Origin of the sequence: Sphaerisporangium viridialbum (genome assembly GCF_049674955.1) — a bacterium.
In the GTDB taxonomy this organism is placed as follows: Bacteria; Actinomycetota; Actinomycetes; order Streptosporangiales; family Streptosporangiaceae; genus Sphaerisporangium; species Sphaerisporangium viridialbum.
The window spans coordinates 5,502,257-5,526,440 of sequence record NZ_CP187232.1 but is presented as its reverse complement, the minus strand read 5'-3'; the positions used below and the strand labels follow the sequence as shown (position 1 = coordinate 5,526,440).

18 protein-coding genes and 3 pseudogenes are annotated in these 24,184 nt (G+C 66.9%); 11 read left to right on the top strand and 10 right to left on the bottom strand.

What is annotated here, in order from left to right:
- The first annotated feature begins 5 nt into the window (after nt 1–5).
- The 4 genes and pseudogenes from ACOZ38_RS24710 (at nt 6) to ACOZ38_RS24695 (ending at nt 7,050) form a co-directional block, all read left to right on the top strand.
- Nucleotides 6–1,103, top strand: coding sequence for an NAD(P)-dependent alcohol dehydrogenase (locus ACOZ38_RS24710; RefSeq protein ID WP_424533542.1), 1,098 nt, complete (start codon nt 6–8; stop codon nt 1,101–1,103).
- A 114-nt stretch (nt 1,104–1,217) separates the two neighbouring features.
- Nucleotides 1,218–3,509 carry a CoA transferase gene (locus ACOZ38_RS24705; RefSeq protein WP_424533541.1) on the top strand — a complete coding sequence of 764 codons (2,292 nt, stop codon included), beginning with the start codon at nt 1,218–1,220 and terminating at the stop codon, nt 3,507–3,509.
- A 260-nt stretch (nt 3,510–3,769) separates the two neighbouring features.
- Nucleotides 3,770–4,612, top strand: a pseudogene (locus tag ACOZ38_RS24700) (IS5 family transposase).
- A gap of 972 nt (nt 4,613–5,584) precedes the next feature.
- A protein-coding gene (locus tag ACOZ38_RS24695) for an IS3 family transposase (RefSeq protein ID WP_424533540.1) occupies nt 5,585–7,050 on the top strand; the annotation gives its coding sequence in 2 pieces (ribosomal slippage) (nt 5,585–5,924 and nt 5,924–7,050; 1,467 coding nt in all).
- Nucleotides 7,051–7,329: 279 nt separating this feature from the next.
- Here the strand turns inward: ACOZ38_RS24695 and ACOZ38_RS24690 are convergent.
- The 5 genes from ACOZ38_RS24690 to ACOZ38_RS24670 all read right to left on the bottom strand — a co-directional run bounded on the left by ACOZ38_RS24690 (nt 7,330) and on the right by ACOZ38_RS24670 (nt 15,118).
- The gene (locus tag ACOZ38_RS24690; RefSeq protein ID WP_424533539.1) at nt 7,330–8,448 is read right to left on the bottom strand and encodes a hypothetical protein; all 1,119 of its coding nucleotides are present in this window, start codon (nt 8,446–8,448) and stop codon (nt 7,330–7,332) included.
- Entirely contained in the window at nt 8,445–10,466 is a 2,022-nt protein-coding gene (locus ACOZ38_RS24685; RefSeq protein WP_424533538.1) for a hypothetical protein, read from the bottom strand. The genes ACOZ38_RS24690 and ACOZ38_RS24685 overlap by 4 nt, the downstream gene beginning before the upstream one ends.
- A gap of 97 nt (nt 10,467–10,563) precedes the next feature.
- Nucleotides 10,564–12,903 (bottom strand): hypothetical protein, encoded by a 2,340-nt coding sequence (locus tag ACOZ38_RS24680; RefSeq protein WP_424533537.1) that lies wholly within the window; start codon nt 12,901–12,903, stop codon nt 10,564–10,566.
- Complete coding sequence (locus ACOZ38_RS24675) at nt 12,900–13,631, bottom strand: hypothetical protein (protein ID WP_424533536.1); 732 nt, start codon at nt 13,629–13,631, stop codon at nt 12,900–12,902. The genes ACOZ38_RS24680 and ACOZ38_RS24675 overlap by 4 nt, the downstream gene beginning before the upstream one ends.
- Nucleotides 13,628–15,118 carry a hypothetical protein gene (locus ACOZ38_RS24670; protein ID WP_424533535.1) on the bottom strand — a complete coding sequence of 497 codons (1,491 nt, stop codon included), beginning with the start codon at nt 15,116–15,118 and terminating at the stop codon, nt 13,628–13,630. Before ACOZ38_RS24670 ends, ACOZ38_RS24675 begins: the two co-directional genes overlap by 4 nt.
- A 1,361-nt stretch (nt 15,119–16,479) precedes the next feature.
- Here ACOZ38_RS24670 and ACOZ38_RS24665 point away from each other — a divergent pair.
- Both ACOZ38_RS24665 and ACOZ38_RS24660 read left to right on the top strand, forming a co-directional pair.
- Nucleotides 16,480–16,602 (top strand): annotated as a pseudogene (locus tag ACOZ38_RS24665) (Tn3 family transposase); the annotation flags it as partial.
- A gap of 24 nt (nt 16,603–16,626) precedes the next feature.
- A pseudogene (locus tag ACOZ38_RS24660) lies at nt 16,627–16,768 on the top strand (hypothetical protein); the annotation flags it as partial.
- Nucleotides 16,769–17,043: 275 nt separating this feature from the next.
- On the opposite strand, the gene ACOZ38_RS24655 reads toward ACOZ38_RS24660, so the two are convergent.
- Together ACOZ38_RS24655 and ACOZ38_RS24650 are read right to left on the bottom strand one after the other, a co-directional pair.
- A complete protein-coding gene (locus tag ACOZ38_RS24655) occupies nt 17,044–18,114 on the bottom strand; it encodes a sensor histidine kinase (RefSeq protein WP_424533534.1) in 1,071 nt (356 codons plus the stop codon).
- 10 nt (nt 18,115–18,124) lie between these two features.
- On the bottom strand, nt 18,125–18,820 hold the full coding sequence (locus ACOZ38_RS24650) for a response regulator transcription factor (RefSeq protein ID WP_424533533.1): 696 nt from the start codon (nt 18,818–18,820) through the stop codon (nt 18,125–18,127).
- 117 nt (nt 18,821–18,937) lie between these two features.
- On the opposite strand from ACOZ38_RS24650, the gene ACOZ38_RS24645 reads away from it, so the two are divergent.
- The 3 genes from ACOZ38_RS24645 (at nt 18,938) to ACOZ38_RS24635 (ending at nt 21,101) form a co-directional block, all read left to right on the top strand.
- The gene (locus ACOZ38_RS24645; RefSeq protein WP_424533532.1) at nt 18,938–19,603 is read left to right on the top strand and encodes a M15 family metallopeptidase; all 666 of its coding nucleotides are present in this window, start codon (nt 18,938–18,940) and stop codon (nt 19,601–19,603) included.
- Entirely contained in the window at nt 19,600–20,676 is a 1,077-nt protein-coding gene (locus ACOZ38_RS24640) for an endonuclease/exonuclease/phosphatase family protein (protein WP_424533531.1), read from the top strand. Before ACOZ38_RS24645 ends, ACOZ38_RS24640 begins: the two co-directional genes overlap by 4 nt.
- Before the next feature lie 221 nt (nt 20,677–20,897).
- Entirely contained in the window at nt 20,898–21,101 is a 204-nt protein-coding gene (locus tag ACOZ38_RS24635) for a hypothetical protein (protein ID WP_424537214.1), read from the top strand.
- Between the two features lie 321 nt (nt 21,102–21,422).
- Here ACOZ38_RS24635 and ACOZ38_RS24630 read toward each other — a convergent pair whose 3' ends face one another.
- On the bottom strand, nt 21,423–21,791 hold the full coding sequence (locus tag ACOZ38_RS24630; RefSeq protein WP_424533530.1) for a VOC family protein: 369 nt from the start codon (nt 21,789–21,791) through the stop codon (nt 21,423–21,425).
- 64 nt (nt 21,792–21,855) lie between these two features.
- Here ACOZ38_RS24630 and ACOZ38_RS24625 point away from each other — a divergent pair, with 64 nt between their 5' ends.
- Nucleotides 21,856–22,314, top strand: coding sequence for a MarR family winged helix-turn-helix transcriptional regulator (locus ACOZ38_RS24625; protein ID WP_424533529.1), 459 nt, complete (start codon nt 21,856–21,858; stop codon nt 22,312–22,314).
- Here the strand turns inward: ACOZ38_RS24625 and ACOZ38_RS24620 are convergent.
- Together ACOZ38_RS24620 and ACOZ38_RS24615 are read right to left on the bottom strand one after the other, a co-directional pair.
- Entirely contained in the window at nt 22,214–22,885 is a 672-nt protein-coding gene (locus tag ACOZ38_RS24620) for a chloramphenicol phosphotransferase CPT family protein (protein WP_424533528.1), read from the bottom strand. The two genes, ACOZ38_RS24625 and ACOZ38_RS24620, sit on opposite strands and share 101 nt — an antisense overlap.
- A complete protein-coding gene (locus tag ACOZ38_RS24615; RefSeq protein WP_424533527.1) occupies nt 22,882–23,022 on the bottom strand; it encodes a hypothetical protein in 141 nt (46 codons plus the stop codon). The genes ACOZ38_RS24620 and ACOZ38_RS24615 overlap by 4 nt, the downstream gene beginning before the upstream one ends.
- Before the next feature lie 180 nt (nt 23,023–23,202).
- Between ACOZ38_RS24615 and ACOZ38_RS24610 the strand changes: the two genes are divergently transcribed.
- Nucleotides 23,203–24,096, top strand: coding sequence for a methyltransferase domain-containing protein (locus ACOZ38_RS24610; RefSeq protein WP_424533526.1), 894 nt, complete (start codon nt 23,203–23,205; stop codon nt 24,094–24,096).
- Nucleotides 24,097–24,184: the final 88 nt, after the last annotated feature.

Sequence of the window (24,184 nt, the reverse complement as noted above, 5' to 3'; positions counted from 1 at the left end):
TGAACATGGCTGTTTCCGCTGTAGCGGCAGTACTGCACGGGCCCGGGGCCCGCTTCTCCCTGGAGACGATCCGCCTGGGTGACCTGCGCCCGCACGAGCTGCTCGTCGAGGTGCGCGCCGCCGGACTGTGTCACACGGATCTGATGCCGCGAGTGCCCTTCCTGGGAGAGCGGCTGGTACCGATCGTGCTCGGCCACGAGGGCGCCGGTGTGGTGATCGAGGTGGGCTCGGCCGTGACCACCATCCGGCCGGGGGATCACGTGCTGCTGAGCTTCGACTCCTGCGGCGACTGTGAACGGTGCCGAGCCGACGACCCCGCGTATTGTCTCCACTTCAGGGCGATGAACACGTCCGGGCAGCGTCTGGACGGCTCCGTCGCCGCGGTGGACGAGCACGGCATCCCGGTGGCGAACCGTTGGTTCGGCCAGTCGAGTTTCGCCACGCTGGCGATCGCCACAGAGCGCAACGCCGTCGTGATCGATCCATCGCTTCCCCTCGACGTGCTCGCGCCCCTGGGGTGTGGTCTGCAGACCGGGGCGGGGGCCGTCCTCAACGAGATGAAGCTCCGGCCGGGGCAGTCGGTCGCCGTCCTGGGCGCGGGTGCGGTCGGGTTGGCCGCGGTCATGGCGGCGAAGATCGCCGGGGCCTCCGACATCGTCGCGATCGACCTCCACGCGTCGCGACTGGAACTGGCGAAGCAACTCGGAGCGACGCGGCGCGTGCTCGGGGAGGTCGACGACCTGCGTAAGGCGATCGTCGGTGACGGGCCTGGGCTCGACTTCGTGCTGGACACGACCGGAGTACCCGAGGTGATCAAGGCCGGTGTCGCCGCGCTCAGACCCCATGGGCGAGCCCTCCTCGTGGGCGCGGGAGCCAGCCCGGTGAGCTTTCACCCGAGCGAGCTCACCGGCGTCAACGTCGGATACATCCTCGAGGGCAGCGCGAATCCGAAGCGGTTCCTGCCCGAGCTGGTGGCGCACTGGCGTGCGGGCCGATTCCCCATCGAGCGTCTGACCGCCACCTACCCGCTCTCTGACATCGACACGGCCGAAGCCGACATGCTCGCGGGACAGGTGGTGAAGCCCGTGCTCGTCATCGGGTGACCTCATCCCCCAAACCGGCATTCTTCGCAAAGGAGCAATCATGACCACCATGGGCAAAGCCCTCGTCCCGCGGACAGAGCATGCACGCCACGTGCCCGAGAGGCGGGCCGCAGTATGAGTGCGCTGCAGGGGGTGCGCGTCCTTGACCTCTCGTCGGGGATCGCCGGTCCCGTCGTCGGCATGCTGCTCGCCGACTTCGGCGCCGACGTGATCAAGGTGGAGGGCGCCGGCGACGATCCGGCCCGCCAGCTTCCCGGCCTCGTGGTCTGGAACAGGAACAAGCGGAGCGTCGAGGTGGACCCTGCTGATCAAGAGCACGTCGACTGGCTGACGGAGAGCGTCCGCGGCGCCGACGTGTGCATCCTGGGGTCGGGCTGGGAACTGTCCGACTGGGGGGAGCAGGTAGCCCTGGCAGGCGTGGATAACCAGGGTTTGGTGATCCTCCGGCTGCCGGCCTACCTCGACGGGTCGGCACCCTGGCAGGATGGCAGGGAGTCCCACGGGCTCCTGGCCGCGGCGGGAGCGCAGGCGATGCGGCAGTCGTCGGACACCGGTGGGCCGATCGAGTCCCTTTCACCGTATCTTCTCTACGTTCACGCGGTCTGGGCGGCGACGTGCGTCGTCGCCGCGCTCGTGGAGCGAACGATATCCACCCACGGTCAGAATGTGACCGTCAGCGGTGTGAACGCAATCATGATCGCGATGGCCGGACTGCTCGGCACCGACCCTTCCCTGCCGGACCCGCCGACGAATCTCGGCCCGACCGGACGACACCCGACGTACCGGCACTTCCAGTGCGGTGACGGGAACTGGGTCGCATGTGGCGCCCTCGGCGCAAAGTTCGAACAGTCCGCGCTGGAAGGCCTCGGCCTCCAGGATATCCTGCGGGACCCGCGCATCAACGGCGTCACGGCTCGCCTCCTCTTTCTGGACAACATGCGATGGGTGCAGCCCCTGATCAACGCGGCGTTCGCGGCCCGGAGCAGCGACGAGATCCTCAAGATGTTGTCCGACCGGGGCATTCCCTGCGGGCCCGTGCTGTCCCGCGAGGAGTGGTTCGATCATCCGCAGACGACCGCGATCGGCATGCGCGTCAGCGTCGACGACCCCGAGCGCGGCACCGTGGCGATGCCGGGCGTGGTCCTGTCCCTCTCCAAGACGCCCGGCAGCGTGCGTACCCCGGCGCCCCGCCGAGGCGAGCACAATGGCGCTCGACCCTGGCCGGCGAAGGAAATGTCCGAGCCGCGTCCGCCGCGGTTTACTGAGGGACCGCTGGTCGGATTCAGGGTGCTGAACACCGGCACGTTCGTCGCCACTCCGTACGCGGGTTTCCTGCTTCGCGAACTCGGCGCCGACGTCATCAAGGTGGAGCCCCTCGGCGGTGACCCGTTCCGCGCCACGGGATATCCCTTCAACCGTGGGATGCGAAGCATCGCGCTCAACCTCGGATCCGCCGAGGGCCAGGCCGTGTTCCACCGCATGGTGGCCTCGAGCGACGTCGTGATCGACGGCATGCGGCCAGGTGTCATGGCCAAGCTCAACATCGACTACGACTCGCTGACGAAGTCGAATGAGCAGATCATCACGGTGTCATTGTCGGCATTCGGCGAGGGCGGTCCATTGAGCCACCAGCCTGGCGTCGACATGGTCGTCCAGGCGATGAGCGGAATGATGTCATCCTGGGGCGGGAATGACGTACCGATCGCGAACACCATCGCGATCAACGACGTCACCGCCGCTGCGATCTCCGCGCTCACGACCGTGCTCGCGCTCTACCACCGCCAAGTCAGCGGCGAAGGACAGCGGGCTTGGGACTCGCTCGCGGGAACATCCGTCTACCTGCAGATGAATGACCTCGTGCGGTACGAAGGCCGCCCCCGCCCAGCGGTAGGCGGGGCGGATCTGCGAAGGCTCGATCCGTCGCGGGGCTACTACGCGACCCTGGACGGCTGGATCTACCTCGAAGGAGGCGGTGACAAGGAGAAGGCGCTGACGGCACTGCGGTCCGTGGGTCTGTTCGAGCCCGGTGACGACTCCTCTATCGAGCGACTGATGGGGGCCCGTACTTCGGCGGAGGTGATCCGGGCCGTGGAATCAACCGGCCTTCAGGCCACTCTCGCGCGAACCGTCTCCGAGGTTCTTCGCGACCCCGAACTTCTCGCGGCGGAGGCATTCCACATCCGCACATCGCAGACCGGGTCCAGCTTCATGATGACGGGCCGGCACGCGGAGTTCAGCCGCACACAGCGGAGAGGGCCGCTGGATCCGCCGGGCACGGGGCAGTACACGGTCGACGTACTCTCCGAGAGCGGCTTCGAGCGGACGGAGATCGACGCCCTTCTCTCCGCCGACGTCGTGCGCAGCGGTGGCGCCATGCGCCGCGCCCTGGCGACGCCGTATCGCTGATGGAGCGCCGGCTGATCGTCCCCGTCCCGGACGCCCGTCGCGGATCGAAGGCCGGCAGCGAATGGGGTCTCGCTGGATTTGGCCCCTGTCTGAAATGCACCGATTAGGTGGAGCGTGACGTATCGAGGTGTGACAGCGGAAGCCGTCGTCCCGGCGTTCGTCTGATGAGCGGCCTCGTACCCATCTGATCTCGCGATGAAGTGGAAACGCCCAAGTCCAGAGATACCGGTTCCCGGACCCAGCTTTGCTACCACGGTGCCATAACCCCCCACCGCCCCTACCCCTCGGACCTGTCCGATGCCCGCTGGGCGTTGATCGAGCCGACCCTGACCGCCTGGCGCGCAGCACGTCTCCAAGCCCGCGCACAGGCCGGTATCACCGTTCCCCGCCCACCGACCAGCCTGCGCGACATCTTCGACGCGATCCTCTACGTCAACCGCATCGCCTGGAAGTACCTGCCCCACGACTTCCCGCCGCACACGACCGTCTACTACTACTTCTCCGCCTGGGCCAAGGAAGGCATCTTCGAGCGACTGGGCATCGACCTGACCAGCACCGCCCGCGCCAAGGAGGGACGCAAGCCCGAGCCGAGCGCCTGCGTCATCGACAGTCAAAGCGTCAAGACCTCGACAAACGTCCCGCTCGGCACCCAGGGCGTCGACGCAGGCAAGAAGATCGTCGGACGCAAACGAGGCATCCTCACCGACACCCTCGGCTTGCTAGATTGCCATCACCCTCGCCGCCGCCGACCTGTCCGACAACGCCATCGGCAAGACCCTGCTCACCCAGGCCGGCACCACCTACCCGACGATCACGAAAACGTGGGTGGACACCGGCTTCAAGAACGCCGCCATCGAACACGGCGCTTCCTTGGGCATCGACGTCGAAGTCGTCCCGCGCCGCTCCGACCGGCCCGGCTTCCACGTCGTCAAACGCCGCTGGGTCGTCGAACGCACCCTGGGCTGGCTCATGCCCACCGCCGGTTGGCCCGTGACTACGAGACTCGGACCGACCACGCCTCAGCCATGATCCGCATCGCGTCGATAGACAACCTCACTCGACGCATTACCGGCGAAACCACCCCAACCTGGCGAGATGCATAACCGGCAATCAGCCACGAATTTCGCTTTTCGGACGCCCTCTTAGATATGGACTACAGAGTGTGATGTCGCGCTGATGGTGCGCTGGGGTCGTTGTGGGATCGGAGGTCATGACACCATCCGCCACCATCCGGCATAGTCCGGCATCAAAACACCAGAGTCAGGGACTAAACGGCACGAATTGACACGTCCAGTCTTGGTACGGCACGCAGCGAAGCGGTCGGCAGCTGACTCTTAAACAGCGTGTCTGTCCGCCGAGCTCCTGAGCCCACCATGGGTCTATCGGTTGCGCGCCAGGGCTTCATCATGGCAAAAGCCAGGTCCGTGCGCTCGTCGAGCGTAGGCGGCTTCGAACGTGGTAGAGGGTACCGCGGCTGTCCTCATCAGGCTGTGGGGTCCTTTTGTATCGGTTTTGAGATCGAGCATTGATTTTGTCCCCCCTGATCGCCTCGGCGTGTCTTGGTAGGTGTCGGGGGGTGAAAGTGGTCGTCGGTGGCGCATCGTTATGCAGGGATCTCGACAGGTGCGCTGCGGCGGGATGCTCGCCGCCGGCGATCGGTGTGTCGCCTCGGATCGTCCAGCGGACACGGGCGGGATCGGCACATTGATCGTCCAGTCACCGGGAGTGGGTCTGGTCGCGGATGGTGTGGTCGGGCACGACGGTGGGGGAGTGGTGGGCTGGTCGACTCCGCCAAGAACTGGGCGTTTTCGAAATCGGCAGGGGCTGATCTTTGCGTGTGCTCGAAGGCCGGGGGAGGGGCCAGCGCCGCTGAGGAAGTGCGTACGGCGCCTTGCTGGGCGTGGAGGTTCTATGCGCAGCATGCCCTCCGTAGGTCCGTGTCAACAATTGAGTGCCCGATGACACCGGGCGAGGTCCACCAGGAACCGGCAGCGATGCCCTCCCTGCCAAACTAGACAGAGGTAGCAAACAGGCATAAAACTCTGTGCTGAGGGCGGGGAAGGAGACATCCCTTCGTGGGAGCAGGCAAATCGGATCCGCAGATCCCTGACCCGCAGGTGCGTGAGCGTGCAGCGGTCCGCCGGTACTCGGCGGCGTACAAGGCCCGGATCCTGGAGGAGTACGACCAGCTCGACAAGGCCGGCAAAGGCGCGCTGATGCGCAGGGAGGGCCTGTACTCATCGCTGATCTCCAGCTGGAGGACGGCCCGAGACCACGGCGCGGCCGAGGCGCTGGCCCGGCCGGTCGGTCGCCCCAAAGCCGACCCGCGCGATAAGAAGATCGGGGAGCTGGAGGGGGAGGTCGAGCGGCTGCGTGCCGAACTCGGCAAGACCCGCCAGGTGATCGAGGTGCAGGGAAAGCTCTTCGCGCTGCTGGATCAGCTCGCCACCGGCAGCGAGAGTTCGACGAGTCGGGGCGAGCAGTGACCGAGCTCATCGACGCCGCCCAAGCCGAGGCGATCGAGGAGTTGACCCCGCTGCTCGGGCGTCGCAAGGCATGTGCGGCGGCCGGGGTGCCACAGGCCAACTGGTACCGCAAGAACCGCAGGAGCCCCGCTCCCACGCGCCCGCTCACCCCACGCAAGCCACATCCCGCGGCGCTATCGCAGGGCGAGCGCGACCACGTCCGCACCGTACTCAACGAGCGGTTCGCCGACGCGGCGCCGGCCACGGCGTACTTCACGTTGCTGGACGAGGGCACCTACCTGGCCTCTGAGTCCACGATGTACCGGATCTTGCGCGAGCACGGCGAGGTCGGCCGTGATCGGCGACGTCACGCCACCCATCCGCCCAAGACGATTCCCGAGCTGTTCGCTGAGGCGCCCAACCGGGTGTGGGCCTGGGACATCACCAAGCTGCGCGGCCCGGGCAAAGGCGTCTGGTACCACCTGTACACGATCATCGACATCTACAGTCGCTGCGTCGTCGGCTGGATGGTCGCCTCTCGCGAGTCGGCCGAGCTGGCCAAGCGGCTCATCAAGGCCACGGCGGCCAAGCAGGCCATCGACCCCGGCACGCTCACCCTGCACGCCGACCGCGGCTCGTCGATGAAGTCCAAGACCGTCGCCGAATTGCTCATCGACCTGGGCGTGGCCAAGTCGCACAGCCGTCCCAAGACAAGCAACGACAACCCGCACGTCGAAGCGAGCTTCAAGACACTGAAGTACTGCCCGGCCATCCCCGGCCACTTCGGCTCGATCCAGGACGCTCGCGTCTTCTGCCAGGAGTTCTACGCCTGGTACAACCACGATCACTACCACTCCGGGATCGGCTACCACCATCCCGCCGACGTGCACTACGGCCAGGCCGACATCGTCCGCGATCGGCGCGCCCGCATCCTGGTCGCCGCCCAGGCCACCCATCCCGAGCGGTTCGCCTCCGGCGGCATGCCCACCCCGCCCGACCTTCCCGGACCGGCATGGATCAACAAGCCCAACAACCTCGACCACAAGGACGAACAAGAAAAGCTGACACAGAATTAGACCATCTCAGCTGCCTTGATCAAATTGACAGGTTCCGGGGCAAGACCAGAACCTCCTGCCGCGTCGCGCGATCGTGGCCTTGGCGATGAGGTTATCTGGACGGCCCGACACAACGCGCTCAGCATGAATCAGGGCGATGATATGCGGGGGCGGTTAACCGGACGCAGCGGGCAGGTGGGGTATTTGGTCGTGAACTGCTGGCCAAGTTGGCGGTTCTCCGTCGGTAGTTGATGCAGCGTGCCCGAGTGTCTGTTTCATTTCGGCAGGGATGAGCGCTGGTTATCGGTGCGCTGTGCGTTGCTGATGAACCGGCATCGGAGCGGCTGTGGCAAATTCTGTCCACAATTCCGAGTGCTGGCGTAGGGCTTTGAGGCCGAGTCGTTCTTGCGGAATGCGGTGGCGAGCGTGCAGCAGGTCAAGTCCTTGCTGACGCAACGCCGCGGGCAGCCACCGGCAGGTCGCGTCGTAGTCGGATCCTGTGTGCAGGTTGCTGCGGTCGCTGCTTCTCCATCGGGACGGTCCGTCCAATAGGAATTGGTAACAGGATGAGGCCGGGCGTAGTTCTGGTAGTCCTGCCGCACTGGCTTGCGCTGCCGCGTTGGTGGCGGTGAGGAGTCCGGCGAGGTCGAGATCGCCGAAGTAGTACACGGCTGTAGGGGCCGGATCGAGCATCGGGATGCTGAGGATGCTTTGAGAGAAGCCATTGCCGTGTCCCCAGCCGAGGTGCAGGTCGGGCCTGAATCCTGGCTGGAGGTCACGGAGGGCGGTGAGGAAGGAGGTGTAGGTGGCTCTGTTCTCCAGGACAAGCAGGGTGGTGGGTCCGTTGCCTGGCACGTGCTGGGAGACGAACGGCAGGGGAGGCGTGAAGCAGGCCAGCAGATCCAAGGTGAGAGCTCCGGAGGTGAAGAGCCTGGTCTTCATGTAGCCGTCGATGGCCTTTTCGTCGTCGAACAACTCGAGGGATCGTTCCTGGACCGGGACGTACTCCGGGGAAGGGTCGTCGCGCATCCAGGTGGCGATCCGGTCGAGGATCTGCTGCTCGTCTGCCCGGGTGGCAACTGACCCGGCGGCTTCGAGCGCCCGCGGCCACACGCGCTGGGCGAGCTGCGGGCGTGGTGCTGGGAGCGGTTCGACGCGTATGACCCAGACGGGGAGCGCGGGGAAGATGCGGGAGTCCCAGCCGGTACGTGATCGTGCCGCGGGCAGGGTGAGCTTCCCTGCGTCCTGGAGCTCATCGAGGGCGTTGCGGAACCTGGCCGGCCCTTCGGCGTCGCCTACCAGACTAGGTGCGAAACGGCTGGCCTGGTTGAACAGTTCCTCGACCGGGATCCGCTTGCCTCGGTACCCGGCCACGATCCGAGCGAGTTCCGAGGCGAGCGGTGACAGCGGCGGGCTCATCGGGCCTGCTCGTGCGGAGCCGGAACGGCCGGGGCTCCGCTGTCCCACGGGTGATCGGCGTGCGCGGTACGGATGCCGGTGACCACGCTGGTCTTGTCCGTGTCGGTACGGGCTTCGAGGACGATGTAGCGACGGCTGCGGGTGCGGCCTTCGCGGTTGTCGAGGCGGATGACGTTGGGGAACTGGACGACTGCCGCCGGGTCTTTAACACCTGTGGTGTAGACGAGCTGGACGCCGTGGGAGGCGGCCACGTCTCGCTGGAGCCGCACCAGCGATGCGGACGAGGCTCTGCCGATCGGGTTGTCTAGCAGCAGGACACCACCCGAGCGGCCTCTGCGCCCGGTATGCGCAGCGCGCAGCGCAGCGAGTGTGCAGTACAGCGCCACGCACACGGTCAGTTTCTCTCCGCCACTCCATTTGGCGAGTCGGCTGATGTCCTCTGTGGTCCCGGCGGTGTCGTCGGTGGGCTTGAGGACCTTGACGGTGAAGCCGCGCGGTCCCGCCGCCTCGTGGACGGCGGCCTTAAGCAGGGGCATGCCCTCGGGTTTGAGTCCCTTCTCGACGAGCCGGTCGATGACTCGCTCGGCGTAGACAACCAGGTCGGCGTCGGCGGGCCGGTCGAAATTGATCCGCAGCACCTTCTTGTCGGCCCAGGACCCGGATGCTGTCTTCATATGGGAGGCGCGCTCGGCCTTGCCGAGCATGTCGAGGCTCTCCTTCACCAGATGCGCGAGCGCCTCGCTGATAATTGTCTGATCCTGGGCGATTGAGCTGAGTTCACCGACCAGGGTTTGCGCGCGCAGCTGTAGCTTGTCGGCCAAGTTGTGGGCGTGCGGGCCGAGCGAGACCGGTGGGTCGTTGGCGACCCGGTCCTTCATCGGCCCAGAGATCCCAGGGAAGCGGGCTGCCGTCCGCCGGATCCGGTCCACGGACAGGTTGAGATCCGTCTCGGTAGCGTTGAGCGTCTTCGCCGCGGCGGTAACCGCGTCTCGGATCTCCCGGGCGCGGGTCCGGGCGGTGGCCTCATCATCGGTGAACGGCTCCGCGATGGTCGTCCCCGTGTCGGGGAGTGATTCCAGGAGCGTGCCGAGAAGGGTCTTGCGGCTCTCGGCCTGCCCAGCCTGGTCCTCGACTCCCTTGATGAGGCCTTCGGCTTGGGTGAGCCGCTCCTGCGCCCCGTGGTAGCGAGTCTCCTGCTCGGCGGCGAGCGCGTCGGCCTCCTCAGAGTCAGCCGGGACGACGGGCAGGGTACGGCGTGGTGGCTGTCGGTGCTGTCGCTCGACCGTCTGGAGTTCCGTGCGGCGCTGCTTCATCTGGTTACGGGCCGCGCCGCGCTCGTCGGTCGCTGCTTCGGAGTCCTGCCGTGCCTGCGCCAGGGCGGCGGACCGTAGCTGCGGTTCCTGCCCGTCGGGTGACGCCAGCAGCCTGCCGGCAGCGGCGCGGTCGATGGCCGGCAGTCGGCCGAGCTCCTGTTCGGTCGCTGCGACCTGTTGGATGAGGTTCTGTACCCGGTCGGCCAGCACCGACTGGGCGGCGCGGACATCCAGCGCTTTGAGGGCGTCCTGCTGGCGGCGGCGCAGCGCGTCCAGCGGTGTGGACGGGTTCTCGGGAACCTCGTCCGAGCCGGTTACGGTATCGGGGATGCCATCGCGCTCCGACCGATAGTCCCCTGCCCGGCGCCGCTCGGTTCCTGCTGTGGCCTCCCATTGTTTGGCCTCGATGAGCGCTTGCCGAGCGTTCGCGTTATGTGCCCGTGTGCGCTGGTCGGCGTCATCGCCGCGCTCTTGCGCCTCTTTGAGGCGCTCGCGCCAGGCGTCCTCGGCAGCGAGCGCTGGGATCAGCTCTTCGAGCCAGTCAATGGTGGTATCGGCCGTCCGGAGCTGGGAACCCAGAGCGTCCCGGCGGGCACCGTCCAGCCGGTCGGCGTCGTCGAAGCCCCGCAGCTCTGCTCTGTTGTCCGCCTGTTCTTCTTCGATGCTCTGGAGCCTGCGGTCGAGCCGTTCGATCTCCTCGTCCAAGGTAGCAAGATGGCCGGCCGGGCAATCACGGAGGAATTGGGTGATCTGGCGGGCCAGCTCGTCGTCCGCTGCGCGCTGCCGGGCCAGGTCCTGGTCCCTAAGTGTGTGGGCGTGGGCGCGTTCTTTCAGCAGCCGGACTGCTGCCTGGGCCTCGGCCGGGTCTGCCTGGTTGGAGCCGGATCCAGGCCGCTGCGGCCCCCGCGGAAGACGTCAACGCCTCAGCACCGCCGCGGAGCAGAACGTCGGCGGCTTGCGCGGAGTAGACCCCGACCAGGGAGGTGGTCATGGCGGAGCGGGAGTCCAGGAGCCGCACCGCGTCGGTGATCTGGCCGGTCGGTACGATCACACCGCAGCCGAGCCGGGCGATCTCGGGGACCTTCAACGCGATCACCAGCTCGCCGGCGGGCAGGACCGACCGCAGGTGAGCCCAGCCTGTCTGCGCGGGGACACCGGCATCGATGAGCTGTCGTTCGATCCGTTCGGCATCCAGACTGGAGGGCAGGATGTGGTTGCGTTCCTGCGCCTCGATGGTCCGCTGATCGGTGTGCTGCTCCGCCCTCCGCAAGATCCGCTCGTCGTCCGCGGCGATCACTGCGTCACTCAGACGGCGCAGCAGGATCGGGCCCTCGGCCCACAGGTCCACGATCTCGCCGTCGGCTGTCTCGGCCAGGCCGCGTAACCTTTCCGAAACGGCGAGCTCGCTCAGCCGCGCGCCTAGGGCGGTCCGCCGTGTCACCGCGTCGGTGCGTGTCGCGTCGGCGGTGCTGTGCTCGCTCGCCAGAATGGTGTCCCTGCCGGTGATCTGTGCGCGGCGGCTTCGGCGGTCCTCGGCTCGCTCTGTGAGTTCTCTGAGCTGCCGCTCGAGTTCCCCCCGCTCAGCGAGCACGGCATGGAGGTGCGCTTGGGGTGCGGTGCTGTGGCTGGGCAGATGCCCGCGGGTGACGCCATCACGGCGACGCTGGTCGAGCATGTCAAGCTGGGTAGCGGCTTGGGACTCGTCGGTGGCCGCTTGCGTCTTGTCGGCGTGTGCCCGTCTCTCCAGCTCCTCGTTGTCCGCGAGGGTCCCTTCGGCGTTCTCCCGCTGTTCGTCGGCGAGCTCTGCCGCGAAATCGGCCTCCTCGGCGAGCGCCTTTAGCCGTCGGCGCAGTAGAGCGGCATGCCGCGCGTGCTCCTCACGCAGCGGTGCGAGCTCCTCCTCTTCGGCTGCGGCCTCCAATATGGCCTGGTCCAGGCGAGACTGCAGTTCGGCGAGCTCCGCCAGCCGCAGGGTGGTTTCCCATGCCGTGACCAGGTTGCGCGCGTCTTCAGCATGCTCATTGACCTGCCGTTCGTGAGCTTCTGCCTCACCCAGGCGCAGCCGGGCGGCCTCCCGCCGGTACAGGTAGGCCAGGTCGCTTGCCGTCGACCGGTCGGTGTTGGCCGCGGTGCGGGCCTCCCCGAAGGCGGCGAGTTGCTGCTTCAGGCTCTGTTGAAGCTCTTCGGCGGCGGTGATTGCGGATGAGAAGGACGCGGCCAGCGCCTCGGCTGCACCAGTGATGCTGGTTAGCTCGGCGGCGGCGGATTGTACGCGGTCGTAGCAGGCGGCGACGTTGTTCAGGTCGTCGGCGGCGGCGTTACAGAAGTCCCGTTCCTCGATCTTCCGCGGTTTGGCGGCCAGCAGTGCGGTGACGCTCGACAGCCGGGTGGCGATGCTGGTGGCTGCGTCCGGCTGGGTGGCCAGATCCAGCAAGAAGTTGATGAAGTCCTTGGCAGCCGGGAACTTGAACAGATCCTCCACACCGCCCTCCACGTGGTTCATCTGCTTCTGCGTCCGGAAGATCTCCGGATCCAGATGCCGGTCCAGCAGCGCCTTCGCCCATACGTGCTGCTTGTCGGTCACCACCAGGTTCGCGGGCCGGACGTGCGGCTTGGCCAGCTCGCGGAGTTCCTCGAGGAAGCCGGCCAGGCGCCGCTGCCGCCCCGAATCGTCGGCGAACGGCAGCGCGTCGAGCTCCAGGACTCCAGGGACGACGTGGAAAGCGTAGAAGCAGCTGTTCAGCTTGTCCCTGGACTCGGCTGCCTTCGCGGGCCGCCGCAGGTCCGCCCATTCGTGCACGACACCGGTGACGAGGACGTCCTCAGCGTCGCCCAGCAGTGTCCGGCCGGCGTCGTGCGGCTGCCACACCGCGATTACGTGGGAGGTGTCACCCGAGTCGACGTAGTCGGTGAGGCTGCGCTGCACGCTCTTGCCCATGAAGTCGTTCGCGTGCGGCAACAGCAGCGCGTACGTCAGCGACAGGATGCTGGACTTGCCCCCGCCGTTGCGCAGCCACACCACCGAGTCCTGCGGCGCGGCCAGCCCGTCGGTGGGCGCGGTGAAGTCCAACGACAGGTCGGTGAAGCGGGCGGAGCGCTCGCCGACGGTGCGGAACCGGAGCGCGGCGAGCTGATACATCATCGGAGGGTCTCCTTCGTACGGTGCAGCTCGGCGATGAAGGTAAAGGCCCGCTCGAGAGCGATCTCCTTCGCGTGCACCCGGAACCGTTCGGTCAACGTCCAGGTGTCCTCGGTCGAACCGTCGACGCGGGCCATTCCCTGCCCGGTCAGCCACGTCAGGATCGATTGGACCCAGTAGCGGGTGCAGCGGCTGGTCAATTTTCCCGAACCGCGACCGGCGTCCCCGAAATGGACCGATGGCAGGCGCAGATAAGCCCGCCATGCCTCGTCCAGGCCCTCTTCAGGGATGATGTCACCGGCCGCGTCATGGGAGCGCAACTGCTCGCACAGCTCCCGCAGCCAGGCGTCGAAGTCCCGGGCCGAGATGTGCCGGACCCGGTCATCGTCGAGCTCCTCGGTGCTGGGATAGGCGAACGCGACCAGTCCGGTGAGGACCAGACCGGCCAGGAGCCTGTTCTCCGGTTTGCCGGTGAAGGGCATGTCGGAGATCCGGAACGCCAGCGGAGACTCGGGGGTGACCGCCAGGATGAGCCCGAAGTCGCCGTCGGACAGCACCTGCGCGCCCAGACCATGCAGGATCGCGTTGGTGGCCGTCTTGAAGTCCGGCTCGGTCCGGTAGCGGCCAAGGACCCGCTGGTACTCAGGGTTGCGGCCCGGCCGCTGGGTGGGCCGGATCGCGAAGGCCACCAGGCTGCCGATGTCGGTGTGATCAGTGTGACTGAGACTCACGGCGCTTCCTTGGATGCGAGCGTGCGGGCACCAGCGCGCACGATGATCGGGACCGGGTCCGCCTCGGCGAGGGCATCGGCGTCGGGGGCGACGATGACGTCGTCGCCGTCCCATCCGGGCAGCCGCAGCGGCTTGCCGTCGGTGTCAACGGCCGTGCGCACGCCCAGGATGCGGGCCATCAGATCGTCGGCCATCCGTCCGCCGTCGTCGTCGGCGTCCTCGGGCGAGAACGCCCACAACACGGCCAGATTCAGCACTTCAGCGCCCTGCTGACGGACATTCTGCGAAGGAGCGTGGGCGTCGTTCAGACATGCATGCAGGAGGCGAGACAACCGGGCGGGCAGACCGACGTTCTGCACAGCGCGGATCGCCACATCGACGATCTCCCGACGGATGAGCGGCGCCGGAGGGTCGGCGAGGCTCGTGTCCTCGTCCGCCCTGTCAGCGGCGGCGCCGTTCAGGTTGCGCGCCCACAGGTCATTGACCAGCCGATACAGACGCGGCAGCCGAGGTACGCGAGGCCCCCACATGTCGATCAGGAACCGCTCGGTCAAGACGCTCGCCTCAACGCTGCCGAGCGCCAGCACCGGCAGGAGCACCTGCCGCTGCGGGTCCGGCACGTTGATCAAAGCGGGAGGGCGGAACGCCTGGCGCTCCTGTTCCTCCAGGAACACCCCCCGCGCCGCGATGACCCGCTGGTGCAGCGACTCATGTCGGCGCTGACACTCCTCCAACAGCTGGGCGATCCGCAGTGCGGCCGCTAGCAGCTTCGCGTCGGCACTCACCAGCGCTTCCCGGACCTTCCCGAGCAGATGCCGTTCAGCGTTCAGCCGTTCCCGGATGTGCTGACGCGCCGCCTCAAGCCTGTCCGGCACCGCGACGGCCCACTCCTCCTCCACGATCCGCAGGTCACGGCGCGTCTGCTTGAGCAGCCGATCCAGGCCCTCGGCCAAGCCGACCGACAGCAGCCGGGCCCGCTCTGCGGATCTCAACGCGGCGTCGAAGGCATTGCGGGCCAGCTGCCGCTCCAGCACCAGTTCAGTGGCGACCTGCTCGTCTTCGACATCGAAGTCCAAGCCGCCGATCAGGGCGTTGATCGCGTCTTTCGTGGCCCGCAGCACGTTCTCGTCCCGGGCCGCGTGGTCGTGTTCGACCAGCAATGAGAAGGGAACCTCACGCTGTCGGTGACCGCCTTTCTGGCTGGAGTAGTCGCTGGTCACGTACCGGAACGGGGCCTGGCGTCCCGAGCGGTTCAGCAGCGCGTCCACCACGAACACCGCGACGTCCTGATGCTCAGCAGCCGGCCGGTCAGGCGCTGCCAGGGCGGCCAGCTCGGATAAGGCGGCGACCACGTCCGGCCGGGTCGCCTCGAATTCGAAGCCCTGCCGGGCCACGACCAGGTCGATGGCCGTCAACGCCAATGTGACGACGTCGTAGGCGTCATCCGGCCAGTCTCTGCGGCGGGCGGACTGAGCGGCCTCGATCACCGGGCTGAATCTCAGGAACGCCGCCACCCTCGCGGGAAATGAGGATTCGTGCACGCTGAGCCCGTCGGGTCTGATCGCGAGCGCATCGGCTGGGACGGTCGCTGGACGTCCATTGTCGGTGCTGCAGCCTCCTCGAACAGGGGCTCCATCTGTCCGCCTTTCGCAGCGATGCTCCAATGAACCGAGATGGTAGGACTTGGCTAGGACAATATTGCTGACACGCTGTCACCGGGCGGCGACTAATTTTTCGGTAGGCCAATTACCATCCTGGCCGCCGGTGGCAGCAGACGAATCTGGATATTGCGCCGTCGATCATGCAGGAGTTCGCGACAGGTACGCGGCGGCGAGATGCTCGCCGCCGCGGGCTTTGGGTCGTCCGGCGGAGACAAGTCGGATCGGCACATTCAACGTCCAGACGCCAAGGCTGGTCACTCGCGTCATGCCACCAGGCATGGCGGTGGGGGAGTGGTGGACTGGTCTACTCCGCCGAGGTCGGGACGCGTTCCAAACCCACAGGAGCTGATTTTGAAGCGCTCGGGGCCCGAGAGTAATGCCGGTGCCGCTGTAGGTGTGTATTCGGCGGATCGTCGCTGTCGGCACCTAGTCTGGAGTTGCCCGCGGTGGGAGCGAGACAGAGTTTATTGTGCCTGAGCACGGTCAGATCGAGATGCTTGCCGTGGATCTGCCGCCGGACTGGGCAGCGACCGTGTGGCTGATGCACAGATGTGGGTTACGGATCGGCGAGGCAGCGGCGGTAAATATGAAGTCTCGCATCGCCGGTGGGGGCTTTGCGGGTGTGTGAACATGTTAACCCAACCGCGTTGCTGCGGACGTTGAAGTTTCACAAGAAGGGCGAACTGCGATATCCCGTTTCCGCCGTATGTCGCCGACGCGATGGACAAGCACATCGCCGATCACGGCGCTACCGCTGGCGGCTGTCCCGCCGCGAGGGGCGACCCGTGGTGGCGGATGCGTGCCGTCCTACGGCGTGTGGGGCGTTGTCGAGCCTGGGTCGCGATGTTGGATTGCCGTGGCACGGGTCGGGCCACACGTGGCGATGTGAGGCATACCGGTACGGGGAGGAGGGGTGGGAGAGGGTGTATTCGACGATGTGCGGCGTTGCCGATCAGTATTCTCTATCGGCTGGGGGCCAATAATGGGTCGGTGGACGATCATTGAATGCTGGTGCTGACTCGGTGCTGGCCCTATTGGCCGCGTTGCTGCTCTGACCTGCGAGAACTGGGTGTCGATCGACGAGCTACACCATCTTCGAAGGCACCAGCGAAATCCAGAGACTCCTCATCGGCCGCGCGGTAACCGGCCTGCCCGTGCAGTGACGTTTCCGCACGTCTAAGCAGATCGTGCCGACCACCCGCGAAGGCCATTGCACCCTCGATGAGCTGCTCGGGAACGAGACAGACCTGCCGATCCGCGAGCACGCCACCGACACCCACGGTGCGACCCTGGTGAACTTCGGGCTGTTCGACCTGGTCGGCGGCGTCCCGGCAGAACACCCTCGCGGCCGCCCTCAAGGAATGGGGGCGGATGCGCCGCACCATCCACGCAGCCCGCTACCTGTCCGACTCGGTCTACCAGGAAGATCTCCCGGCAGCTCAACAAGGGCGAATCGTTGCACGCGCTGCGCCGTGACCTGCACTACGCCCAGTAGGGCACCATCGTCCGCCCCACCTGCAAGACCAGACCGAGCAGGCCTGGTGCCTCACCCTGCTGACCAACTCAGTGATCTGCTGAACGACCGAGTCCTACGGAACTCGCCAAGCTCGACGGCGGGTGGCGGCCGCTGCGCCCCACCCAGATGACCGAGTCCGGCACGACGTTCATGCTGCAGCCCTAGCCCAGGCCCCTGCCCTCAGTGCTCTTGTCGCAGATTTACTGTAGTGGCGGCGCATCAATTCCCTGATTCTTCACCTGCCGGTGTGCGGGGCTGTCGCGGGTAGTTCCACAGTGATGCGGATCCCGCCGGCAGAGCGCGGGGTGAGGGTGAGCGTTCCGTCGTGTGCCTGGGTGATGGTTTTGACGATTGCCAGGCCGAGGCCGACGCCTGCGTGGTCGGTGTGTATGCGCTCGGTGCCGCGCTGGAATGGTTCGGTGAGCGTCGAGACCAGCTGTGGGGTTAGCTTCTCGCCGGTGTTTTCGACAGTGAGCACCACAGTCTTGGGGCAGACGCTGGCATTCACCCACACGGTGCCCTGTTCAGGCAGGTTGTGGACGATCGCGTTCTGCACGAGGTTCATGGTCAGCTGCAGCAGGAGCGCTTGCGATCCGATGGCGGGGGTGATGTCACCGGAGGTCTCGATGGTGACGCCGCGCTTTTCTGCCAGGGGGAGGAGCGTCTCGGCGGCTTCTTCCGCTAGGAGAGACAGGTCGACGTATTCCCGGGTGAAGGACCGCTGGTCGGCGCGGCTGAGCAGGAGTAATGCTTCAGTGAGGTCGATCGCCCGGGTGTTGACGGCGTGGAGGCGTTCGATGACTTCGCCAGTGTCGCGGTTCGGATCGGTGCGGGCCACGTCGAGAAGTGCCTTCGAGATCGCCAGCGGGGTGCGCAACTCGTGAGAGGCGTTGGCTGCGAATCTCCGCTGTCCGGCGACGTGCGCTTCGAGCCGCTCGAGCATGCCGTCGAAGGCGTCGGCGAGTTCGCGGAACTCGTCTTTGCGGCCCGGTAGCCGGATTCGGTGGGAGAGTGACCCGTTCGTGGCCATGCGTGTGGCGTCCGTGATGCGGGTCAGCGGGGCGAGCATCCGGCCGGCGAGGATCCACCCTCCAACGAGGCCGAACATCAGCAGGAAGAACAGCACCGCGCCCGCGGCCGACGCGAAGTCGCGCATGAGGGTCGAGCGGCTCAGCACTCCCCCGGGGACACTCGTGTAGTCGGGCAGATGGCGCAGGATGAAGATCCACACCGCCGCGAGCGGCAGGGCGCCGGCGAGTATGAGGAATCCGGCGTAGCTGAGGGTGAGTTTGAGGCGAACGCTCAACCCAGGCGCTCTATCCACGGTCTCCTCCCTCGTCTCCGGCCTCTGGTTGCGTGTCGATGCGGTAGCCGACGCCGGGAACGGTGGCGATGATCCAAGGTTCGCCGAGACGCTTGCGCAGTGCCGAGACCGTGAGGCGCACGGCGTTGGTGAACGGGTCGGCGTTCTCATCCCACGCCCGCTCCAGGAGTTCTTCGGCGCTGACGACACCGCCTTCGGCAGCGACGAGGACTTCGAGCACGGCGAACTGCTTCCTGGTCAGCGCGACATAGCGGCCGTCCCGGTAGACCTCTCTGCGGAACGGGTCCAGCCGCAGACCGGCGATCTCTCGCACAGGCGGCCTGTTGTGGGCACGTCTACGGTCGAGTGCTCTGAGCCTGAGGACGAGCTCCCGGAGCTCGAAAGGCTTGGTGAGGTAGTCGTCGGCGCCGAGCTCGAACCCGGAGGCCTTGTCGTCGAGCCGGTCGGCAGCGGTGAGCATGAGGATCGGCATGCCGCTGCCGGAGGCGATGACGCGTTTGGCGATCTCGTCACCGGACGGCCCGGGGATGTCACGGTCGAGGACGGCGATGTCGTAGGCGTTGACGCTCAGCAGTTCCAGAGCGGTGTCACCGTCGCCTGCGATGTCGGACGCGATCGCTTCCAGGCGCAGGCCGGCCCGGATGGCTTCCGCGAGAAAGGGTTCGTCCTCGACGATCAACACACGCATACGATCGATGCTACGGGCCGGCGCATATCGTCGGCGTATCGAAAATTCCATACGTGCTGGCAACTTCACGCTGCCTTGACTAGCCGTATGTCTCAAATACCAGCCTCGACGCGAAAAGTGTCCCGCAAGATTTACTGGATTCTCGGCGTTGGCCTGATATTCGTCATTGCGATGATCAGCGCGGCCCTTGGCTATCAGTCGCAGAATTCCTCGCCCTCCTTGGCCGCGTCGTGGTCCTTCCCCACCGCATCGCCCTCGAATGTTCCTCGCAGTGCGCAACGTGGTTCGCCCGGCGAGAATGTTCCTCGCAGTGAACACCGTGGTCCGCTCGGCGAGGCCGACGGTGTCGTCCCCGACGGTGTCACGGTTTTCGACGACGCAATTCCGGCCGTGGCCAACCTCGATCCCGATCTCCTCAAGGCGCTCCGCCGGGCCGCGACGGACGCCGCGAATGACAGAATCAAATTCTACGTCAATAGCGGCTGGCGTTCCCCGGCGTACCAGAATCAGCTTCTTCGCGAAGCGGTCTCCAAGTACGGCTCTGAGAAAGAGGCCGCCCGATGGGTGGCAACCGCGGCGACCTCGCTTCACGTGAAAGGAGAGGCGGTCGACATCGGGCACTCCGATACCACGGTGTGGCTGTCGAAACACGGGGCCGAGTACGGGCTGTGCCAGATCTACAGGAACGAAACCTGGCACTACGAACTGCGTCCCGAAGCGATCGATCACGGCTGCCCGCGCATGTACGCCGACCCCACCCAGGACCCTAGGATGCGGAAGTGACTGACAGTATGCGAGGACAGGCGCTGGTGGACAGGGCAGAGTCCGGACAGGGCGGCGTCGGCCGCTGGCGCGCGGGCGTCCGCCGGGCGATCCTGATCGACTCCCGGCCGGAGCCCTGGAGGCGTGGCCTGGTGCTCGCAGCGCTGGCGCTGCTGCTTGGCCTGCTCATGCTGCTGCACGCGAAGATTCCGAACCGGCCCGGGAACCTCGGCAGCCTGGTGGAGACCTTCCTGCCGTGGTTCGGCCTGGGCATCCCGGTGCTGCTCGCCGGGGCGCTGTGGCGCCGCTCCGCCTCTGCGGTGGCCGCGCTGCTGCTGCCGGTCGTGGTGTGGGTGTACCTCTTCGGCGGGCAGCTCATCGACAAGTCCCACCCGGGTGCCGATCTCACTGTGGCCAGCCACAACGTCGGCGCCGCCAACCCCGACCCCGCCGGCACCGCCCGCGACCTGGCCGCCTCCGGGGCGGACGTGCTGGCGCTGGAGGAGCTGATCCCGCAGACCACGGGCACGTACGAGAAGGAACTGGCGAATACCTACCCGTACCACACGATGCTGGGCACGGTCGGGCTGTGGAGCAAGCTGCCGCTATCGGGCACTCAGCCGATCGACATCATGAACTACGGGCCGCTGGCGGACACCATACCGGCCGACAAAAAGATGGCCCCGAACCGGGCGCTGCGCACCACGGTGGCCACAGACTACGGGCCACTGACGGTGTATGTGGCCCACCTGGGGTCCGTGCGAGTGAATCCCAAGGCAGGCTTTTGGACGGCCTCGCGGAACATAGGCGTGCAGGCGCTCGGCAAGGGCATCGCCGCCGAGAAGAACAAGCGGGTGGTGTTGCTCGGCGACCTGAACGGCACCATGGACGACCGCGCGTTCAACGACATCACCTCACAGATGCACTCGGCCCAGGACGCGGCCGGGGACGGCTTCGGCTTCACCTGGCCGGCATCCTTCCCCGTGGTACGGGCCGACGAGATCCTGGTCCGCGGCGTGGAGCTGGAGAGCTCGTGGTCGCTGCCGGCCACCGGCAGCGACCACCTGCCGGTGGCGGCCGGAATCAGCTGGTGAACACCGCGCCACACCGGAACCGGAGCCCGCCCCGGCCTATGCACCCCAGAAGCTACTGGTGAGCTACCTGGCACCTGGTCGGCCGCTCGTTAACGCTCACCCTCTACCCGCCACAGGGAACGGCCTTCGACAAGCTGTTCACCGACAACCGGCACGACCTGCGCGAGCGGGTCCTGTGGAGAATGCTCTACTAGACCGCCGCCCCCGCCGAGGAACTGCTGTTGCTAAACATCGAGGACCTGGACCTGGAGTTCCGGCGCGGCGGCGTCACCTCCAAGTGCGGCGCGATCGAGTACGTCCACTGGGCCATCGGGACCGCCCGGCTCCTTCCCCGGTTGCTGCGCGGCCGTACCTCCGGGCCGGTGTTCCTCGCCGACCGGCGCGCTCCAGCTCGGCACGGTCGGGGTCGAGTCGTTGGCCGGTGACCTCGAGTCCGAGTTCGTCGGGTCGGCAGAAGGTGGTCGGATCAGCGCAGGCGAAGCCCGCGCCGACGGTAGCGTCGGGCACGTCGAGGTCTTCCGGATGGGCGGCGTAGGAACCTCCATCCTTGGGAGACCTCGACCTCTATCCGGCTCTCGACGCGCTGAACCACGACCGCCCGGCTCGACGTCACACTCCGTCCACCCCAAGTGTGAAGAGCCGGACAGGTGATCACCCCGGGGTAAACAAACGTCGCCCGGATTCTCGAGCCTCGGGCGCAACCGCGGTCTTCGGGGGCCGGTGATCGTCCGGTGGCGTTTGGCCTATCAGGCGCGGTCGTGGAGAGTGACCTGGTAGCCGTCGGGGTCGGCGAAGGTGAATGTCCGACCGAAGGGGCCGTCGATCGGTGCGGAGACGATGGTGTGACCGTCGGCGACGAGAGCATCGTGAATGGCCTGGACGTCTGTGGCGTGGAGCCAGATCGCGGCACCGATGCCGGGCTGAGCAACGGATGCGAGATCGGTGCCGGGAACGACGTCGCGGAGTGCGAACGCGATCGGCTTCGTCTCGAAGACGACGGCGTGCGGAGGCCCGGCCTTCGAGCGGACGAGGCCGAGGTACTGCTCGTAGAACGCCTGCGAAGCGTTGAGGTCGCGCGCTTGGAGCGAGATGAAGTCGGGGCCGGTGGCGGGCATGATGATGCTCCTTCTTTACGTGTCAGCTTCCTGACACAGGTCAAATCTATGTCAGAATACTGACATGAGTCAAAACGGTGTCGGCGTCGACCTGGAGACGTCACTGGGCTACCTGCTGAAAGAGGCGTCGAGCGCGCTCCGCGTAGCCATGGAGGAGGTGCTGCGGCCGCTCGGGATGAGCGTGACGCACTACTCCTGCCTTGAGCTGCTGGCTCAACGACCGGGATTGTCGAACTCCGAGCTCGCGCGGGGCGCGTTCGTGACACGGCAGACGATGAACGTGCTGCTCCAGGCCCTGGAGCGAGACGGCTACGTGACCAGGCCTGCGGAGGCACCCGTCGGGAAGGTTCTTCCCACGCGGCTCACGCCTCGCGGCCGACGGAGCCTCGAGAAGGCGACCGTAGCGGTCCGGTCCGTCGAGGTCAGAATGCTGGCCGGCATGACCGAGACCGAGCAGTCAGGCGCGTTCCGGATCCTGCAGAGCATGATCTATTCCCTGCGCGATGGCAACGACGGTGCATAGCTCGTTCCCCGGCGCACGTCTCGTCGCGCCCGGATAGGAGTGCAGGGTGGCCGAGGGACTGCTTGATGGTCAGGGCGCAGTCACGGGGGCTGGCGGTGGTGGTGTCGCATTCGATGTCGTAGCTGCCGTAGGAGTGGACCTGCCGGAGCTGCGCTGCTGCCTGCCCGGGCTGCCGGTCGCCGCGAGCTTTCTCCCGCCGTGCCAGTTCCTGTTCTGAGCAGCGGACGCCGATGAAGACGACGTCTAGGCCGCTGAGGACGGTGAGGCAGTCCAGCAGGCGCCACTGCTCGCTGAGGACGTGGTCGACGACGAGGTCGTTGCCGGCTTGGGCCATGCCCGCGACCGCACGGTGGAAGCCGGCCCGGGTCCGGGCCAGGACGGTGGCCAGCTCGCCGGGGTCCAGCTCCAGCGTGCGCTGGCGGGCGCGCATTGCGTTGATCGCATCGACGGGCATGTGGAAGAAGGGGCGGTCCAGGACGAGCAGGAGCTGCTCGGCGATGCCCGATTTACCCGAGCTGGATGTCCCGTTGAGGAAGAGGATCTGCCCGGTCCGGGGTGCTGCGGAACTCATGGCTTCATTCTGGCGGGCTCGAAGAGGCGCTCGCCGTCGCTGCCGCCAAGGAGGAAGGTGAAGCGGTCCAGGTCGGCGCGGAGTGCGTCCAGGCCGTAGGCGGGGTGCGCTCTCTCATCACGAAGCGCATCCAGCATGTCACCATAAGGCATATCGTGCGGTCAAAACTCATGAACAACGACTTCGCTGGAACAGGTCCGCGGTCACACTCGGCGAGCAACTGCGGTCAACTCTCATGAGCGGAACCAGCTGGCTGTGTGAGATATCACTCTCCCGTCGTCGTGGCGCTGGTGGTCTAGGGAGGTGACCATGTAGTGATGACCTCCTCGCCCCGCCCGCCGCACGTCGGTGACCGACCGGATCCGATAGGCGGGACTACCGCGCTCGGTGGAGAGCCCGCTCCCGCCCGCGGGTACCTGCTGGACAACGCGCGCGCCGAGGCGGGCGAGCGATTCGTTTGGCTGGCCGAGCTGTTCGACGGTGTGACGCGGGGGCACTTCGATCGACTGGGGGTCAGGGTTGGCTCGCGCTGCTGGGAGGTGGGGGCCGGTGGCCGCAGTATCCCGGAAGCGCTCGCGGCGGCCGTCGGTCCGACCGGGCACGTGCTGGCCACGGACATCGACCCGTCGTGGCTGAAGGCAGGCGGCGGGTACGAGGTGCGCCGGCACGACGTCGCCGCTGATCCGCCCCCGGAGCCGGGGACGTTCGATCTGGTGCACGCCCGGCTCGTGCTGGTCCATGTACCCGACCGGGCTCGGGCGTTGGCCACGATGGCGGCGGCGCTGCGGCCCGGCGGCTGGCTGCTGGTCGAGGACGCCGATACCGCTCTGCAGCCACTGGCATGCCTGGACGACAGCGGCCCGGCGCAGCGGCGGGCCAACCGGCTGCGCGACGCGGTCCGGGAGCTGCTGACGCGCCGCGGCGCGGACCTGCGCTACGGCCGGACGCTGCCGCGGGCATTGCGTGAGGCCGGCTTGGTAGATGTCGCCGCGGCGGGCTGTTTCCCGGTCGGGGGGCTAGCCTGCGACCGGCTGGAGGCGGCGACCATCCGGCACGTGCGCGGCGAGCTGCTCGCGGCCGGCCTGGCCGACGACGCCGAGATCGACGCGCACTTGGCCGCCATCCACGCGGGCAAACTCGACCTGACACTCGCGCCGCTGATCTCGGCCTGGGGACGCCGTCCAGCCGAGCACCCGCCGGCACTCGATTAGGTGCGGATCCAGGCGTTGTCCGACCTGCCCACAGCGCTGTTCGTCGAGGAGATTTTCGGGCCGCAGGAGTAGCCCCCTTACGGGGGCG